This is a genomic window from Mycobacterium sp. IDUB_17 (genome assembly GCF_055419465.1).
The window spans coordinates 305892-321382 of sequence record NZ_JBVAXS010000002.1 but is presented as its reverse complement, the minus strand read 5'-3'; the positions used below and the strand labels follow the sequence as shown (position 1 = coordinate 321382).

Here is a 15491-nt window from a genome sequence, read left to right as displayed (position 1 = left end):
CTAGTCGGGCAGGGCCTCGTCGCCGCGCAAACCGCCGCCCGTGAACCGGACGAGCTGGGCGACCCAACCCCGGTCGAGGCCGCCGGGCCCGAGGGGGCGTCCGTAGAGGGCCAGATCAGAACTGGCGAGCGCACCGATCATCGAAAAGATGGCAATTGTGCTGCGCTGCTGACCTTCTCTGGTCTGAATGTCCGGCACCGCACGACCTGCCGCGGCAAAGAACAACTCCGGCAGACTCGGCGCCCCCGCCAACTGGTCGAGCCAGATCTGGTCTTCATCCAAGGCCAGCTGATTCATCACCTTGAGCCAGCGCAATCCGCCGACCGGATCCTCGTCGAGCAGCCGGACGTAGGGCGCGATCAGCGCCTCCACGACGTCGTAGACACCAATCTGGTTCCCCGACTGAGCCACCCGCACGAGTTCCTGGACGACAGCATCGAACACGATCGGGGCGCGCCGCCGCGCCACCTCCAGCACCAGGTCCCGCTTGGCGGGGAAATGGTAGGCCACTGCGCGGCTGGCTACGCCGGCCTCGCGGGCCACAGCGCGCGACGCCACCGCACCGATCGACGTCTCAGCGAACATTCGCTCGGCGGTGTCGATGATCAGTGCGCGGGTGTCGACGTCACGCCGCGGACCACGTCTGCGGGTCGAACTCGGGACCACAGCACGAGCGTAATCACTTGCGGCCTGATCGTCCTGTGGTCGGTGCAGATCTCCTACTACGGTCGTAGGTCAAGATCGGCCGGCAGCGCGATGTGGGCTGACCTGCATTCTTCATAGCGTCGAGCCATGACACGAGCACAGCGTTCCCCAGCTATCTCGATAGCGAATTCCATGACAGGTGTCGCCCGTGGATGGACGGCGAAAGACGCCGTTTTCGCCCCGCCGGTGACAACCCCAGCGATCCCGGTCGGCCCGGATCGCCGGGAAGGCGGCCGCTGGCGGCGTGCCCTGGCCGCGGTGCGAGCGGCACTGGCCGCCGTGCCCCGACCCGACCTGCAGCAGCCGTACTACCCGCCGCTGCGGGAAGGCTTCGTCGAAGACGCCGCGATGTCACGCGAAATGTGGCGACTCTGAGTGCTGAAATCCGGCCCCAGAAAATCCGACCCCAGTAGGAGGCGCGGCGACATGCTCACCTTCTACGATCGGAACATGCTCGGCACCATCGCGCGCGGCATCCGTGCGCACGTGCGCCGGCGGGGGTACGCCCTCCCGGTGGGCTACAACTGGGCCTTCGTGTTGGCGTTCGACGCCACGGTGATCGGTGCCGGCGCGGTGGCCGTGTTGCAGCGCCCCACGGCCGACCTTCCGGCGGGCCTGCTCGCGCTCGTCGTCTGCGTTGCCCCCTTCGCGTTGTTCTACCTGTCCGGCGTCGATTTCAAGGCTCCGATCGTCTGGGCGACCTGGACCACCGCGACCGCGGTGTTGCTGTTCGCGACGGCCACACCCATCGCCAATGATTTCGCCCCGCTGATCGCGGTGCTGATGGTCGGCGAGGTCGCCTCGCTGGCCGGGGTGTGGGGTGGATTCCTGGCGTCGCTGACCGCGGCCGCACTGCTGCTGACCGCCGCCTCGCAACACCGGCTCGACGCCCTGCCGTTGTATGTGGGGATCCTCGGGATGGGTTGGCTGGTGGGCTATCTCGTGCACACCCAGCAGCAACTCATGCGTCAGCAACAGGAGGCACAGGCCGCGCAGGCACTCCACGCCGCAGCCGATGAGCGGCGGCGTATCGCCCGCGAGGTGCACGACGTGATCGCGCATTCGCTGAGCGTGACCCTGCTGCACGTGACCGGGGCGCGCCGCGGACTGCAGCAGGACCGCGACGTCGACGACGCCGTCGAGGCACTGGAGCAGGCCGAACGGCTGGGCCGTCAGGCCATGGCCGACATCCGGCGCACGGTCGGACTACTCGACGGCGCCCCGATGAGCACGGCTCCCGAACCAGGAGTCGACGACATCAGTTGCCTGGTGGACGATTTCGTCCGCGCCGGGCTGAACGTGCACTTCGATGCCAGTGGCCGCACCGATGTCGTCTCAGCGGCGGTGGGTTTGGCGCTGTACCGCATCGCCCAGGAGTCCTTGGCGAACATCGCCAAACACGCGCCCGACGCAGAATCAACTGTGTTACTGAGGATTTCCAGGACATCGGCGACATTGACGATCGACAACCGACTTCCGGTCGCCGCGCTGGCGGGCCGGAGCGGCCGGCGCGCCGAGGGCCGCGGCGTGAGCGGCATGCGGCAACGCGTCGAACTGCTCGGCGGGATCATCAGCGTCGGCCCGGCCGACGACCGATGGTCGGTCCGCACGAATATTCCGCTGGAAGACACCGACCGGGCACCCCGATGGTGCCCCGTGGTGTCATGACCAACGCCATAGCCGAGGTCGCCGTCCTCCTGGTCGACGATCAGGATCTGGTGCGTTCCGGGCTGCGACGGATTCTGCGACGCAAGGACGGCTTCACGATCGTCGCCGAATGCGCCGACGGCGATGAGGTGCCCGACGCCGTCACCCGGTACCGCCCCGATGTGGTGGTGATGGACCTCCGAATGAAGCGGGTCGACGGGATCGAGGCCACCCGTCAGGTAACTGCGGTGGACGGGCCTCCGGTGCTGGCACTGACCACATTCAACGACGACGAGTTGCTCTCGGGTGCGCTGCGCGCGGGCGCCAGCGGGTTCGTGCTCAAGGATTCCTCGGCCGAGGAGCTGATCCGGGCCGTGCGCGCGGTGGCGCAGGGCGACAGCTATCTCGACCCGGCGGTGACCTCACGGGTGCTCACCACCTACCGCAAGTCGGCAGCGCCGCGTCGTGCAGTCGCCGTCGGTGACCTCACGGCCCGAGAGCTCGATGTGCTGACGCTGATCGCCAAAGGGCATTCCAACGCCGAGATCGCCGATGAACTCAGCATTTCCGGACTCACCGTCAAGAGCCACATCGGCCACATCTTCATCAAGCTCGACCTGCGTGACCGCGCCGCCGCGATCATCCACGCATACGACACCGGGCTGGTCTCTCCCCAGTGATCCGGGGTTTGCCTGCGACGCCGTCGTTCACGGTTCTGTCCTTTCGGGTGACTGCATCGCGTCACTGCGCTCATCGGCTGTCAGCCCGCCCCAGATCCCGTGTTGTTCAGGGAATCTCAGGGATTGCTCGCGGCACGCGCGTTTCACAGGGCAGGTACGGCATATCGCCTTGGCCCTGAATACACGCTGTTCTCGCGCCTTCGCCCTTTCGCGGTCGGGGCCGAAGAACACCAACGGGTCGACGTCGCGGCAGTTTCCAAGTGCTCGCCATTCCAAGGATGACAACTCGAGTACCCCCGCTCGCAGTGGTGTCCGACGGTCTGGGGCGTGCCCCGCCTCAGGGGGATGGGAGGAGGCGGGGCACGCGGCTTTTCGGTGAACTCATCGGAAGACTCTCGTCATCGCGTGCTGTCCTCCAGTTCTCTGGCATGGCTGCGACCGACATGTGCCTCGGCGCGCATCCGCTCGACCATGTGCGGGTAATGCAGCTCGAACGCCGGTCGCTCCGAACGGATCCGGGGCAGCTCGGTGAAGTTGTGCCGCGGCGGCGGGCAAGAGGTCGCCCACTCCAGCGAGTTGCCGTAACCCCAGGGGTCATCAACGGTCACCGGCTCGCCGTAGCGCCAGCTCTTGAACACGTTCCACACGAACGGCAGGAGCGAGACACCCAGGATGAACGATCCGATCGTGGAGATCACGTTGAGCGTGGTGAAGCCGTCGCTGGGCAGGTAGTCGGCGTAGCGGCGCGGCATGCCCTCGTCACCAGCCCAGTGCTGCACCAGGAAGGTGAGATGGAAACCGATGAAGGTCAGCCAGAAGTGCAGCTTGCCCAGACGCTCGTCGAGCAGACGTCCGGTCATCTTCGGGAACCAGAAGTAGACGCCCGCATAGGTGGCGAACACGATGGTGCCGAACAGCGTGTAGTGGAAGTGCGCGACGACGAAGTAGCTGTCGGTGACGTGGAAGTCGATCGGCGGGCTGGCCAGCAGCACGCCCGACAACCCACCCAGCAGGAAGGTGATCAGGAAGCCGACCGAGAACAGCATCGGCGTCTCGAACGTCAACTGGCCCTTCCACATCGTGCCGATCCAGTTGAAGAACTTGATGCCGGTCGGGACCGCGATCAGGAACGTCATGAAGGAGAAGAACGGCAGCAGGACGGCACCCGTCGCGTACATGTGATGCGCCCACACCGCGACCGACAGGGCCGCGATGCTGATGGTCGCGTACACCAGCGTGGTGTATCCGAAGATCGGCTTGCGGCTGAAAACGGGAATGATCTCCGAAACCACACCGAAGAACGGCAGCGCGAGAACATAGACCTCGGGGTGACCGAAGAACCAGAACAGGTGCTGGAACAGCAGCACACCGCCGTTGGCCGGGTCGTAGATGTGCGCGCCCAGATGCCGGTCGGCCGCCAGGCCCAACAGCGCGGCGGTCAGCAGCGGGAACACCATGACTACCAACATCGAGGTCACCAGGATGTTCCAGGTGAAGATCGGCATCCGGAACATCGTCATGCCCGGCGCACGCATGCAGACCACGGTGGTGATCATGTTGACGCCACCGAGGATGGTGCCCAGACCACCGACGGCCAGACCCAGGATCCACAGGTCAGCGCCCGCGCCCGGTGAGTGGATGGCATCGGTCAGCGGCGAGTAGGCGGTCCAACCGAAGTCGGCGGCACCGCCCGGGGTGATGAAGCCGCCCAGGGCGATCAGCGCGCCGAACAGGAACAGCCAGAACGAGAGCGCGTTCAGTCGCGGGAACGCCACGTCGGGCGCACCGATCTGCAGCGGCAGCACCAGGTTGGCGAACCCGAACACGATCGGGGTCGCGTAGAACAGCAGCATCACCGTGCCGTGCATGGTGAACAGCTGGTTGAACTGCTCATTGGACAGGAACTGCAAGCCGGGTTCGGCCAGTTCGGTACGCATGAACAGCGCCATCAGGCCGCCGATGCCGAAGAACGTGAAGCAGGTGACGCAGTACATGATGCCGATCAGCTTGTGATCGGTCGTCGTGATGAGCTTGTAGATCAGGTTGCCCTTGGGGCCCATCCGTTCCGGAAATGGTCGACGTGCCTCGAGTTCTCCGATTGGCGGTGCTTCGGCAGTCACCACAGCTCTCCATTTCTATCCCCCTGCGTGAGCATGTTCGCTCCGAGAACACTGGTGTGTTCACGCAGTCAGGAGAAGGGCCATTAGTCCTCAATCTCAGACGCGCCGAGTTGTCTGGAATCTCCCAAGATCAGCTGTGCTGCAATGTGACTCACATGGCATGCATTGGACAGCGTGCGCCGTGCCACCGTTCCCGGACGCCGGATAGGGTCGAACGGCACTACCGAGACATGCCCGCGTTGAGTGAACATGGGTTATGGACACATCAGCTTTGCCGACTTCGTCGCAGACCGCTGAGTCCGCGGCCGGCAGCGTCGCAGCGGAGATTCACGAGACACACACCGGGATCGTCGCCTTGGTCGGCGACAGGGCTTACAAAGTCAAAAAGCCCGTCGTCACGGACTTTCTCGATTTCCGCTCGGTCGAGCGCCGCGATGAGGTGTGCCTCCGTGAGGTTTTTCTGAACCAGCGATTGGCGCCTGACAGTTACCTCGGGGTTGCCCACTTCACCGACCCACAGGGCGGCCCACCTGAGCCGGTGATCGTGATGCGGAGATACCCCGACGCGCGCCGGCTGACGTCGATCGTTGTCGGTGGCGAGCCCGCGCTACAGCATCTGTCGGCGATCGCCGAAGTCATAGCGCGCTTCCATGCCAAGGCTGATCGGTCAGAAGACATCGATACCGCTGCCAAGATTCCCGCGATTACCCGCCGTTGGCGGGACAACCTCGCCGAACTGCGCCGATACGAAGGAACCACACTGCCCGCGGAATCGCTGGCCGAGGTCAGCCGGCTGGTTGAGCAGTTCATCGACGGCCGCGACGCGCTGTTCGCCGACCGGATCAGCGATCGCCGAATCATCGACGGCCACGGCGACCTGCTGACCGGCGACATATTCTGCATGCCGGACGGTCCGGCGATCCTTGACTGCCTTGAGTTCGATGACGGGCTGCGCCACGTCGATTGCACGGACGACGTGGCATTCCTGGCGATGGACCTGGAATTCCTGGGTCGCAAAGACCTGGCCGACTTCTTCATCGCTGAGTACCGACGGATCTCCGGGGACACCGCGCCGACCGCGCTGGTGGACTTCTACATCGCCTACCGCGCCGGGGTCCGCGCCAAGGTCGACTGCATCAGAATCGATCAGGGCACCGAGAGCGCCGCCACCGACGCGCGGCATCATCTCGACATTGCTCTCGATCACCTCCGTAAGGGGGCGGTGCGACTGATCCTCGTCGGCGGCGGTCCGGGCACCGGAAAGACGACACTCGCGCACGCGCTCGCTCAACAGCTGTCCGCGCAGGTCATCTCCACCGACGATGTGCGCCGCCAATTGCAGGCGGATGGCCTGCTCGGCGGCGCTGCGGGCATCTTGAACGAGGGCCTCTACAGCAGCGACAACGTCGCCGCCGTCTACGACGCCGTACTTCAGCGGGCCCAGCAGGCTCTGGCCGGGGGCAGATCGGTGATCCTCGACGGCACCTGGCGCGATCCGGATCTCCGGCGACGCGCGCGGCAGGTAGCGGCCGAACAGCACTGCCCCACAGTGGAATTAGCCTGCACGGTGCCCATCGACGAAGCCAAGGAACGCATCGTGCAACGGCAGGTCACCAACTCAGATGCCACACCACAGATCGCGGACGGGCTGGCCGCCGGCGGCGCCGAATGGCCCGACGCCCACGTGATCAACACGCGCCAGACCCTGGCCGACTCTGTCAGCGAAGCCCAGCGGATCTGCTGCTCGGCCATCTGATGTCGATCGAATCAACGGGATGGCCGAACCCACGCCGATCCCGGTACCCGGAGTCCGCACAGGCCCCACATGACGTAGCGCACATTCCTTGTAAGGTGGAATCGCGGTCGCATTTTCAGCGTGACCTGCGTAAACGTTGCGAGCAGCCGATTTCGGCACTTATCGAGGGGTAAACATGAACGAAGTGCTGGCACGCGCCGGCATCTTCCAGGGTGTGTCACCCGATGCTGTGGCTGCGCTGGTCCAGCATCTGGAGCCGGTGACCTTCCGCCGCGGCGAGGTGGTTTTCGCCGAGGGCGAGCCCGGCGACACGCTGTACATCATCACCGCCGGCAAGGTGAAGATCGGTCGCAAGTCGGTGGACGGGCGCGATAGCCTGATCACGCTGATGGGCCCGTCGGACATGTTCGGCGAGCTCGCCATCTTCGATCCGGGTCCGCGAACCTCGACGGTGACCGCGCTGACCGAGGTGAAAACGGTCGTGATGAGCCGCAGTGTGTTGCGGAGCTGGATTGCCGATCGGCCTGAGATCGCCGAACAACTCCTGCGCGTGCTGGCCCGCCGGCTGCGCCGCACCAACGACAATCTGTCCGACCTGATCTTCACCGATGTGCCGGGCCGGGTGGCCAAGCAGCTGCTCTACCTGGCGCAACGGTTCGGCAGCCGCGACGGCACCGCGCTGCGCGTCGACCACGAGCTGACTCAGGAAGAGATCGCCCAGCTCGTGGGGTCCTCGCGGGAGACGGTCAACAAGGCGCTGTCGGACTTCGCGCAACGCGGCTGGATCCGCGTGCAGGGCCGGAGCATCCTGATCGACAACGCCGAGCGATTGGCCAAACGCGCGCACTGAACGTGAGCGTGTGATCACCCAGACATTGTTAGTGCCCTAACTATTAGGGTACTTTCAGTTTGTGTCCGTAGTATCCGAAGCGCCGGAGCTCAGCTCCGATCCGTTGGCCCTCGAACGGCAGGTCTGTTTCGCGCTGGCCGTCAGCAACCGCGCCGTGCTCGCCGTGTATCGCCCGCTGCTCGAGCCGCTGGGTCTGACCCACCCGCAGTACCTCGTGATGCTGGCGCTGTGGGATCACCAACGGTCCGTCTCGGGCGGCACACCCCCGCTCTCGGTCAAGGAGATCGCCTCCGCGCTGCAACTCGATTCGGCGACGCTCTCGCCCATGCTCAAGCGACTGGAAGCCCTGGGCCTGCTGACCCGCAGCCGCCGGGCCGGCGATGAGCGCGCGACCGACGTCGAGCTGACCGAGGCCGGGATCGCCCTGCGTGAGCGGGCCCTGGCCATCCCACCCGCGGTGGTGGAGCGCCTGGGCGTCGACATCGCCGAACTCGAAGAGCTGCATCGGGTGTTGACCCGCATCAACGTGGCTGCACTGGCGGCCAATTCACTCACCGATTGACACCAGGAGCCCCCATGGCCAAGGACCGTCCCAACTTCTTTCAGTACATCGCCTACTGCTACGGCAAGCGACTGCCCGATTCCATGCGCGAATGGGTGGCCCATGACCTGGCCGACCATGGCGCGGTGCGCCGGCATCTGATCCGGATGGCGATCCCGCCGCTGTTCGTACTGGCGCCGCTGTGGCTCCTGCCCGCCTCGCTGTACGTGCACATCGAGATGACCGTGCCGATCTACATCTGGGCCATCTTGATGGCGCTCGCGCTCAACAAGATCTGGCGCCGGCACCGGCTGGCGCAGCATGGCCTCGACCCCAACCTGGTCGACGAGATCCAGTACAAGAAGGACCAGCGGAAGCACGAGGAGTACATCCGCCGGTTCGGACCGCGTCCGGAATCGTCCAAGTACCAGGCCAACAGCAGCCCCTTCTAAGCGTTTCCCCTGGATAGACCCCTTGCATGCAAGGGTGCATGCAAGGGGTACCCTGGTCTTTCGTGGACCCGGACGAGAAGTCGAGCAACAGCCAACGCGTCTACCGGATGACCAAGGACCAGATCCTCTCCGGTGAGTTTCGAGGCGGGCAGCTGCTCAGCGAGGTAGAGGTGGCGACGCAGCTCGGCGTCAGCCGCACACCCGTGCACGAGGCGTTTCTGCGCCTGGCCGCCGAGGATTTCCTGGATCTCGTGCCGCGGCGCGGCGCCGTCGTCGTACCGGTGTCCGCGCAGGAGGCCACCGATCTGCTGGAGATGCGCCTGGCGCTCGAGACCGCAGCGGTGCGTCGGTTGTGCCGGTCACCGGAGTCCATCGACACATTGTTCGGTGAGCTGACCGAGTTGGTGGAGCGGCAGCGCCACGGCGCGGCGATCGGCGACGCCGATCAGTTCGCGGCCGCCGACGACGCGTTTCACCGGCGGATCGTGGAGGTCGCCGGGAACACGATCGCCGACCGCTTCTACGGGTCGCTCAGCGACCGGCAGCGTCGCATGATGGCCGACGCGGCCCGTTCGGACTCGGCCCGACTGACCGAGTTGATCGGCGAGCACGCGGACTTGGCCGACGCCATCGGGCGGCGCGATGTAGCCGGTTTCGAGGGCGCATTGCTGGCGCATCTGGAGGCTACCTACCGGGTGGTGCTGGCATGACCGCTGTCGCTTTCGACTCCCGTGAGGCACCGGATCAGATCCGGCATCGCCTTCAGCCCTGGCTCGCCGTGGCCATCGCGATCTTCTGCATCGGTTGGGGCGGAAACCAATTCACCCCGCTGCTGATCGCGTATGCCCAGCACTCCGGCTACACCCGGGTGGACGTGGACATCCTGTTGGGCGCCTACGTGCTCGGCCTGATCCCGGGCCTGCTGATCGCCTCGACGTTGTCGGACCGCCACGGTCGACGCAACGTGATGGCCGCCGGTGTCATCAGTGCGGCGCTCGGCAGCCTCGTGCTGGCCATCGGCGACTACTGGGGCTTCCCGGCCCTGTTCGTCGGCCGACTGTTCAGCGGAGTGGCGGTCGGTATCGCGATGGCGGTCGGATCAGCCTGGATCGCTGAGCTGTCCGGGCCGCCGTTCGACGACGCCCCGGCCGGGGCCGGTGCGCGACGTGCCTCGATCTGCCTGTCATTGGGCTTCGGGGTCGGGCCCTTGTTCGCCGGGCTGCTCACCGTCTACGCTCCGCTGCCGCTGGTGTTGACGTACCTGGTCCATGTGGCCCTGTGCGTGCCGGTGCTGTGGGCGGTGTGGAATCGCACCGTCGAGACCCGTGAGCGCATGGCCTCGCGGCCCTTCCTGGACGGATTGAAGGTGCCCGCCGCCGGACACCGCCGGTTCCTTCATGTCGTTGTTCCCATGGCGCCGTGGATCTTTGGTTCGGCAGCCATCGCGTACGCGGTGGTGCCGGCGCTCGTCGCCGACCAACTCGGATCATGGGCCCTGCTCTATACCGTGGGGTTGACCGTGCTGACGCTGGGCTGCGGTGTGGCGATCCAGCCGGTCGCGCGTCGACTCGACGACGTGTCCAGCTCCCGTGCCGTGGTGGTGTCGATGGCATTGATGGCGTTGGGTATCTTCGCCGCCGTGGCCACTGCCGTCACACGCTCGGCGCTCGTCGCTCCGCTGGTCGCGATGCTGCTCGGCAGCGCGTACGGAATCGCGATCGTGTCGGGTCTCCTTGAGATCCAACGCATTGCGCCGCCTGACGAGCTCGCCGGGATCTCCGGGGTCTACTACTCACTGGCCTATCTCGGGTTCCTGCTGCCCGCGGTGCTGGCCGCGCTGGCGCACTGGTTCAGCTATCCGGTGATGCTCAGTGCGGTGGGGTTGTTGGCGATTGTCTGCACTGCAGTGTGCGCGTCAGGGTGGGCGAAGCATCTAGAGCCGCGTACACCGGCTGTCAATCGTTGACATAGAAGGATTTCACGTTTGCCGTGCGGAATGGCGAAACTCATTGCGCGCGACCACTACACCTAGGATTACTGCTCGATATTGACCGCAATCCTAGGTACAACGCGTCGAAGTTCATGTGGACCTTGTTCACTTCGGCGCACTGTCATGCTCGGTGCACCTCGCTGCCGTGTGGACAGATCGCACCCTATTCCGGCAACAGCTTACGAACGCCTAGTACCGGTTGCCGACATCGACCGTGACTCCATCCACGGTCCCATGGCCAACGACCACGATCGTCCGTCCACACGAGTTGGAACGCACGAATACGCGGACTGCAGAGCTCGACGGCGAATTTGAGATGGACATCCGGATGCTCAACCTCAACCACCTCGAAGAGAAACTCGTCCTGATAATCGATGTGCATCGCCGGTTGCAGGAACGTGCCGTCCTCGGTGATCTGATGGGCAAGTGAGTTCAGCACGCGCGCAGAAGCCTGCGCGGGCATGCCCGTGATCAATAGCTCCGGCAAGCCCATGTCGTGCAGGCCTACGGTGTAGGCATATGGGCGTTTGTCGTTCTCAACAAACTGGACTGCCCACCCGTGGTCCTTGATGATGTCCCGCAGGATGTCCAAGTAGTCATCGGTAGTGCCGTTGGGATTGTCGCACTGCCAGCACATGGCCGCCCCTTCCGTGGTCGATAGGAGCCACTGTGCTCCCGTCCACCGACAACGCTCGCGGGGCACGACTACCGTCGATCTGGTGACGGTGTCGCGATCGCGTCTTACCCAGCTCTTCGCCGTCGGCACCATCATGTTCACGATCGCCGCAACCACTTCGTGCGGACGTCCGACACCCCCACCGCCAGCCAGTTCCACGTCGACCACGACCGCACCAACGACCACCGCGCCAACGCCCACCTTGGCCGCCGTCGTTCCTACAGGTGACTTCACCCCGGTCTCGAAACTCGTCAACGACAACATCACGGCCCATCGCCTGCCCGGAGCCGTGGTGCAGGTCGGGCACGGCGGCAACGTCGTCTTCCGCCAGGCGTACGGCTCGCGCAAGCTCGACGGCGAACCGGGACTGGACGGAGTACCTGCCCCCGCCGAGCCGATGACCGAGGACACGATCTTCGACCTCGCCTCGTTGTCGAAGAGCATCGCGACGACGACGGCCTTCATGCAGCTCTACGAACAGGGCAAGGTCAAGTTCGACGACCAGGTACAGACCTACCTGCCGGACTTCAACCCCACCAACGACCCACGCCGCGCGCAGGTGACCGTTCGCATGCTGCTCACCCACACGTCGGGCATCGCCGGCGATCTGAGCCTGGACGGTCCGTGGGGGCTCGACAAGGCCGACAAAGCAGAAGGCACTCACCGTGCGCTCGGCGCGTGGGTGGTGTACGAACCCGGCGCGCTCTTTCACTACTCCGACATCAACTTCATTCTGGTGGGCACGATCGTCGAGCGGATCACCGGCCAGCCCTTGGATACGTATGTGCAGGACAATGTCTTTGCACCGCTTGGGTTGTCAGAAACTCACTACCTTCCGGCCACCAAAGCCTGTGGTCCGCACCAGGTCCGGGGCACCGCAGTCGCCTTCGATCCAAGCGCACCCAAAGTGAACGATTGCCCGGAGGGTACGTGGAGTACCGACCTCCTGCCCCGCATCGCACCGACAGCGCTAGACGAAGACACCCCGGGCATCAACCCCGACTACGGCCACCCGTTGCGCGGGACCGTGCACGACCCGACGGCACGCCGCATGGGTGGAGTGGCCGGCAGCGCCGGGGTGTTCTCGACCGTGAACGACGTCGGCCGATTCGCGCAGGCCCTGCTCGATCGTCTCGCCGGCCGCCCGAGCACCTTTCCGCTGAAGCAATCGACCGTGGAGTTGATGACGACTCCGCAGCAACCCGGACACACCGCCGAACAGGTCGAAGCGGCCAACACCGCCACCCGGCAAGCCATCGAAAACACCCCCAACACAACCGATCCCCTGCTGGCGCCGCACTATCCGGCAATCGACGGGCAAGACCTCCGCGGCTTCGGCTGGGATGTCGATACCGCCCACTCCCGACCGCGCGGGCTGATCTTTCCCGTCGGCAGCTTCGGCCACACCGGATTCACCGGCGTGACGCTCTGGATGGATCCCGGATCAGACACCTACGTCGCTGTCCTGGCGAACGTCATCCATCAACGCGGCGGTCCGCCGATCACGAAGCTGAGTGGCGACGTCGCCACCGAAACCGCCCGGGCGCTCCATCTGTACGGCACCTAGCCGGCGACCGCTGACCCGACAAAGTAGCTGCCCAGCAGGCAGATTCCGATGAGGACAACCCATCCGTCGGTGAGGCGGCAGAGCAATGCCGGAGCGTGGCGCACCTCCATGAATTCCCGGAAGATGATGCGCACCTTGATCAGTGCGATGGCGATCGCGCTGACAGTGACGATGGTGCTGGCCCGCAGCGTCCCGTCCTGGTCGACGGCTTCGTCGAGCCACACGTAGACGAGTGTCATCGCCGTCAGGATCGCCCAGACGATCAGCAGTCTTGTGTTGCTCTTGGTGCGCACCACTCACCTCACGACGTAGATCAACGCGAAAATCAGGACCCAGAGGAAATCGACGGTGTGCCAGTAGGTGGCGCCGGTTTCGACGAGCTGCTGGGATCGCCGCTGCGGGCTCCACAACTGGTAGACGACGACACCGAGCACCACGAAGCCGATCAGGACGTGGATGCAGTGGATCGACGTCAGGAAGAAGTAGTGCTGAAAGAACTCATCGCTGGTGAACGTATTCCCCATGCGAACCTGGGTGACCCACTCGACGATCTTGCCTGCCAGGAAGATGACGCCGAACGTGATCGTCAGAAACACGTTCGTCAACGCGGATCGGTAGTTGCCCCCGCGGGAGGCCTGGACGCACCGGGCGATGGACCACGAACTCAGCAGCAGCGCAATGGTATTGACCACTCCGATCCGCAGGTCCAGATGGGATTGCGACTGCAGGAAGAGCTCTGGATTCTCGGTGCGTGACACCAGGTACACCGAGAAGTACGCGGTGAACAGCAGCGATTCGAACAGCACGAACATCCACATGTCGGGCTGCCCGGGCACCGACCGTGTGCGGGCCCCGTCGACTTGTTCGGTCATCGCACCGCCTCCGCTGCCACCTGCAGCTCGCCGGCCTGTTTGCCCGGAAGGTCCGGGAGCGGACCGGTGCCGAAGTCCTCACGTTCTATCATCCTGCGCAGCAGCACGATGAAAACACCGGTGTACGTGACGAACACGACCATGTTGACCCACCAGGCGATCGCGCCGTTCCAGGCGAACGCGCCGCGGTGGAAGATCCAGGCCGGGGCGACGACCACTTCGGTCAGGGCGTTGCAGAGATTGAGATAGCCGAACCACTTCGGAAACACGCGGTTCTTGTCCAGCAGGATCGCGGCCATCCACACCAGCGAGCCGATCAGGAACACACCCATGGTCCCGCTGAACGACAAGAAGGCGAATTCATAGAGCCAGTGGATGATCTCGGGGTCGCGGTCGGGCCGTAGCGCCGCGGTGGTCATTGCGATGGCCATGACGAGCATGCCCGGAATTGCGCTCAGCGAGTACATGATCAGATACGAGTACGCGAAGACGGGGCTGACCGACATCCGTCGCATCGAGTAGGCGAGAAGGGCGTTCATCGGCGCACACATGCCGGTGATGAGGAAGACGACACCGAAGCCGGCGAGAACACCGAACCGGTGGTCGGTCACCCAGTGCACGACCGTCGGGGTGTCCCAGGCCGGGCTCGGCGGAGGCTGCACGCGGGTGACGAAGAAGAACAGCACACCGTAGAGCTGGTAGAAGAACACCATCACATACCACGCGAACCACAGCTCACGCTTGGGGTGATAGCGCAGGTTCCACACGAGTCTGCTCAACCGTGTGCCGCTCATGCGGACACCTTGTCCATCGCGCGCTGCTGTTTGATCGCCTGGGCGAGAACGACTCCCATCACCAGGATCCAGACAGCGATGGCAATGTTCTTGAGCCAGAAGGATAACATCCCGTCCCACGCAAAAGGTCCGTCGAAAGACAACGCGGTGAATGTGGCGGGGACCAGCGCCGCGGCGACGGCAAGGTTGAAGTACGCCACCCACGGTTTGAACACCGGCCGTTCCTGCTGATCCCAGTAGATCGCCAACGCCAGCAGCAGGCACTGCGCGATCAGATACGGCACCAGCAGTGTGAAGGTCAGCCAGGCGAGATCGTTGAGAACCTGGGTCAACTCCGGGGCGCGGTCCGGCCGGAATGAGCCGAGCAGCCAGAACATGTTGGCGATGAGGAACAGCGCCGGTGGACCTCCGGCCGCCGCGATCAGGCTGTAGGACAAGATCGGCGTGCGGTGGGCCATCCGCCGGACCTGCATCGCCAACAGGATCACGATGGGGATGAGGCCGACGCCGAACCAGTTGAACAGGATCATGCTGTACCGGATCCGCGCGGTTTCGTCCTGATAGAAACTCGCGACCTGCTCGGCAGACATGTTGGGGGACATCGGATGTACGAACCCGGGGAACAGGAAGAACGCGGAGATCCAGATGATTGCCACTACGGGCAACGTCCCCAGGAGGATCAACTCGCCGTCAGGTCGTCTCATCGTCGGACTCTCTTCATGCGTGACGTTAGTTGCCGATCGGCAACTTGGACGGTAGCCGATCGGCTACTCGACGGTCAATCGTCGGTTACCGTTGACGCTGTGACGTCCACACAGGAGGCCCGGACTTTCGGTGCGAT

General features: G+C 64.6%; 18 protein-coding genes. 10 read left to right on the top strand and 8 right to left on the bottom strand.

Annotated elements, in window-relative coordinates:
* On the bottom strand, positions 1-666 hold the full coding sequence (locus ACZYZ7_RS08720) for a TetR/AcrR family transcriptional regulator (RefSeq protein WP_463740676.1): 666 nt from the start codon (positions 664-666) through the stop codon (positions 1-3).
* 225 nt (positions 667-891) lie between these two features.
* Between ACZYZ7_RS08720 and ACZYZ7_RS08715 the strand changes: the two genes are divergently transcribed.
* The 3 genes from ACZYZ7_RS08715 to ACZYZ7_RS08705 all read left to right on the top strand — a co-directional run bounded on the left by ACZYZ7_RS08715 (position 892) and on the right by ACZYZ7_RS08705 (position 3032).
* Complete coding sequence (locus ACZYZ7_RS08715) at positions 892-1080, top strand: hypothetical protein (RefSeq protein ID WP_463740675.1); 189 nt, start codon at positions 892-894, stop codon at positions 1078-1080.
* A gap of 75 nt (positions 1081-1155) precedes the next feature.
* Positions 1156-2373 (top strand): sensor histidine kinase, encoded by a 1218-nt coding sequence (locus tag ACZYZ7_RS08710; RefSeq protein WP_135451818.1) that lies wholly within the window; start codon positions 1156-1158, stop codon positions 2371-2373.
* Positions 2370-3032, top strand: coding sequence for a response regulator transcription factor (locus ACZYZ7_RS08705; RefSeq protein WP_135451817.1), 663 nt, complete (start codon positions 2370-2372; stop codon positions 3030-3032). The genes ACZYZ7_RS08710 and ACZYZ7_RS08705 overlap by 4 nt, the downstream gene beginning before the upstream one ends.
* Positions 3033-3059: 27 nt before the next feature.
* On the opposite strand, the gene ACZYZ7_RS08700 is transcribed toward ACZYZ7_RS08705, so the two are convergent.
* Both ACZYZ7_RS08700 and ctaD read right to left on the bottom strand, forming a co-directional pair.
* Positions 3060-3308 carry a WhiB family transcriptional regulator gene (locus ACZYZ7_RS08700; RefSeq protein WP_353653701.1) on the bottom strand — a complete coding sequence of 83 codons (249 nt, stop codon included), beginning with the start codon at positions 3306-3308 and terminating at the stop codon, positions 3060-3062.
* Between the two features lie 122 nt (positions 3309-3430).
* Positions 3431-5152 (bottom strand): aa3-type cytochrome oxidase subunit I, encoded by a 1722-nt coding sequence (ctaD, locus tag ACZYZ7_RS08695; RefSeq protein ID WP_463740674.1) that lies wholly within the window; start codon positions 5150-5152, stop codon positions 3431-3433.
* A gap of 256 nt (positions 5153-5408) precedes the next feature.
* On the opposite strand from ctaD, the gene ACZYZ7_RS08690 reads away from it, so the two are divergent.
* The 6 genes from ACZYZ7_RS08690 (at position 5409) to ACZYZ7_RS08665 (ending at position 10717) form a co-directional block, all read left to right on the top strand.
* Positions 5409-6908: a bifunctional aminoglycoside phosphotransferase/ATP-binding protein gene (locus tag ACZYZ7_RS08690; RefSeq protein ID WP_463740673.1), complete on the top strand. Its 1500-nt coding sequence runs from the start codon at positions 5409-5411 to the stop codon at positions 6906-6908.
* 175 nt (positions 6909-7083) lie between these two features.
* Positions 7084-7758 carry a cAMP-activated global transcriptional regulator CRP gene (gene crp / locus ACZYZ7_RS08685; protein ID WP_135451814.1) on the top strand — a complete coding sequence of 225 codons (675 nt, stop codon included), beginning with the start codon at positions 7084-7086 and terminating at the stop codon, positions 7756-7758.
* A 61-nt stretch (positions 7759-7819) separates the two neighbouring features.
* On the top strand, positions 7820-8320 hold the full coding sequence (locus ACZYZ7_RS08680) for a MarR family winged helix-turn-helix transcriptional regulator (RefSeq protein ID WP_463740672.1): 501 nt from the start codon (positions 7820-7822) through the stop codon (positions 8318-8320).
* 14 nt (positions 8321-8334) lie between these two features.
* Complete coding sequence (locus ACZYZ7_RS08675) at positions 8335-8751, top strand: DUF5313 domain-containing protein (protein ID WP_135451812.1); 417 nt, start codon at positions 8335-8337, stop codon at positions 8749-8751.
* A 62-nt stretch (positions 8752-8813) separates the two neighbouring features.
* Entirely contained in the window at positions 8814-9461 is a 648-nt protein-coding gene (locus tag ACZYZ7_RS08670) for a GntR family transcriptional regulator (protein WP_463740671.1), read from the top strand.
* Positions 9458-10717 (top strand): MFS transporter, encoded by a 1260-nt coding sequence (locus ACZYZ7_RS08665; RefSeq protein ID WP_463740670.1) that lies wholly within the window; start codon positions 9458-9460, stop codon positions 10715-10717. Before ACZYZ7_RS08670 ends, ACZYZ7_RS08665 begins: the two co-directional genes overlap by 4 nt.
* Before the next feature lie 187 nt (positions 10718-10904).
* Here ACZYZ7_RS08665 and ACZYZ7_RS08660 read toward each other — a convergent pair whose 3' ends face one another.
* Positions 10905-11576 carry a DUF4262 domain-containing protein gene (locus tag ACZYZ7_RS08660; protein WP_463740669.1) on the bottom strand — a complete coding sequence of 224 codons (672 nt, stop codon included), beginning with the start codon at positions 11574-11576 and terminating at the stop codon, positions 10905-10907.
* Between ACZYZ7_RS08660 and ACZYZ7_RS08655 the strand changes: the two genes are divergently transcribed.
* Entirely contained in the window at positions 11458-12984 is a 1527-nt protein-coding gene (locus tag ACZYZ7_RS08655; protein ID WP_463741053.1) for a serine hydrolase domain-containing protein, read from the top strand. The genes ACZYZ7_RS08660 and ACZYZ7_RS08655 overlap by 119 nt on opposite strands.
* Here ACZYZ7_RS08655 and ACZYZ7_RS08650 read toward each other — a convergent pair.
* From ACZYZ7_RS08650 to ACZYZ7_RS08635, 4 genes are read right to left on the bottom strand one after another with little or no spacing between them, the layout of a single operon-like run.
* Positions 12981-13277, bottom strand: coding sequence for a cytochrome C oxidase subunit IV family protein (locus tag ACZYZ7_RS08650; protein WP_463740668.1), 297 nt, complete (start codon positions 13275-13277; stop codon positions 12981-12983). The two genes, ACZYZ7_RS08655 and ACZYZ7_RS08650, sit on opposite strands and share 4 nt — an antisense overlap.
* A gap of 3 nt (positions 13278-13280) precedes the next feature.
* Complete coding sequence (locus ACZYZ7_RS08645) at positions 13281-13856, bottom strand: cytochrome c oxidase subunit 3 (protein WP_463740667.1); 576 nt, start codon at positions 13854-13856, stop codon at positions 13281-13283.
* Complete coding sequence (locus ACZYZ7_RS08640; protein ID WP_450069523.1) at positions 13853-14650, bottom strand: hypothetical protein; 798 nt, start codon at positions 14648-14650, stop codon at positions 13853-13855. Before ACZYZ7_RS08640 ends, ACZYZ7_RS08645 begins: the two co-directional genes overlap by 4 nt.
* The gene (locus ACZYZ7_RS08635) at positions 14647-15354 is read right to left on the bottom strand and encodes a hypothetical protein (RefSeq protein WP_450069524.1); all 708 of its coding nucleotides are present in this window, start codon (positions 15352-15354) and stop codon (positions 14647-14649) included. The genes ACZYZ7_RS08640 and ACZYZ7_RS08635 overlap by 4 nt, the downstream gene beginning before the upstream one ends.
* Positions 15355-15491: the final 137 nt, after the last annotated feature.

Bases quoted from the DNA above. Each gene is read 5' to 3' on its own strand.
- ACZYZ7_RS08710 (WP_135451818.1), top strand. From the start codon at position 1,156: ATGCTCGGCACCATCGCGCGCGGCATCCGTGCGCACGTGCGCCGGCGG.
- ACZYZ7_RS08705 (WP_135451817.1), top strand. From the start codon at position 2,370: ATGACCAACGCCATAGCCGAGGTCGCCGTCCTCCTGGTCGACGATCAG.
- ACZYZ7_RS08690 (WP_463740673.1), top strand. From the start codon at position 5,409: ATGGACACATCAGCTTTGCCGACTTCGTCGCAGACCGCTGAGTCCGCG.
- crp (WP_135451814.1), top strand. From the start codon at position 7,084: ATGAACGAAGTGCTGGCACGCGCCGGCATCTTCCAGGGTGTGTCACCC.
- ACZYZ7_RS08675 (WP_135451812.1), top strand. From the start codon at position 8,335: ATGGCCAAGGACCGTCCCAACTTCTTTCAGTACATCGCCTACTGCTAC.
- ACZYZ7_RS08665 (WP_463740670.1), top strand. From the start codon at position 9,458: ATGACCGCTGTCGCTTTCGACTCCCGTGAGGCACCGGATCAGATCCGG.
- ACZYZ7_RS08645 (WP_463740667.1), bottom strand. From the start codon at position 13,856: ATGACCGAACAAGTCGACGGGGCCCGCACACGGTCGGTGCCCGGGCAG.
- ACZYZ7_RS08640 (WP_450069523.1), bottom strand. From the start codon at position 14,650: ATGAGCGGCACACGGTTGAGCAGACTCGTGTGGAACCTGCGCTATCAC.
- ACZYZ7_RS08635 (WP_450069524.1), bottom strand. From the start codon at position 15,354: ATGAGACGACCTGACGGCGAGTTGATCCTCCTGGGGACGTTGCCCGTA.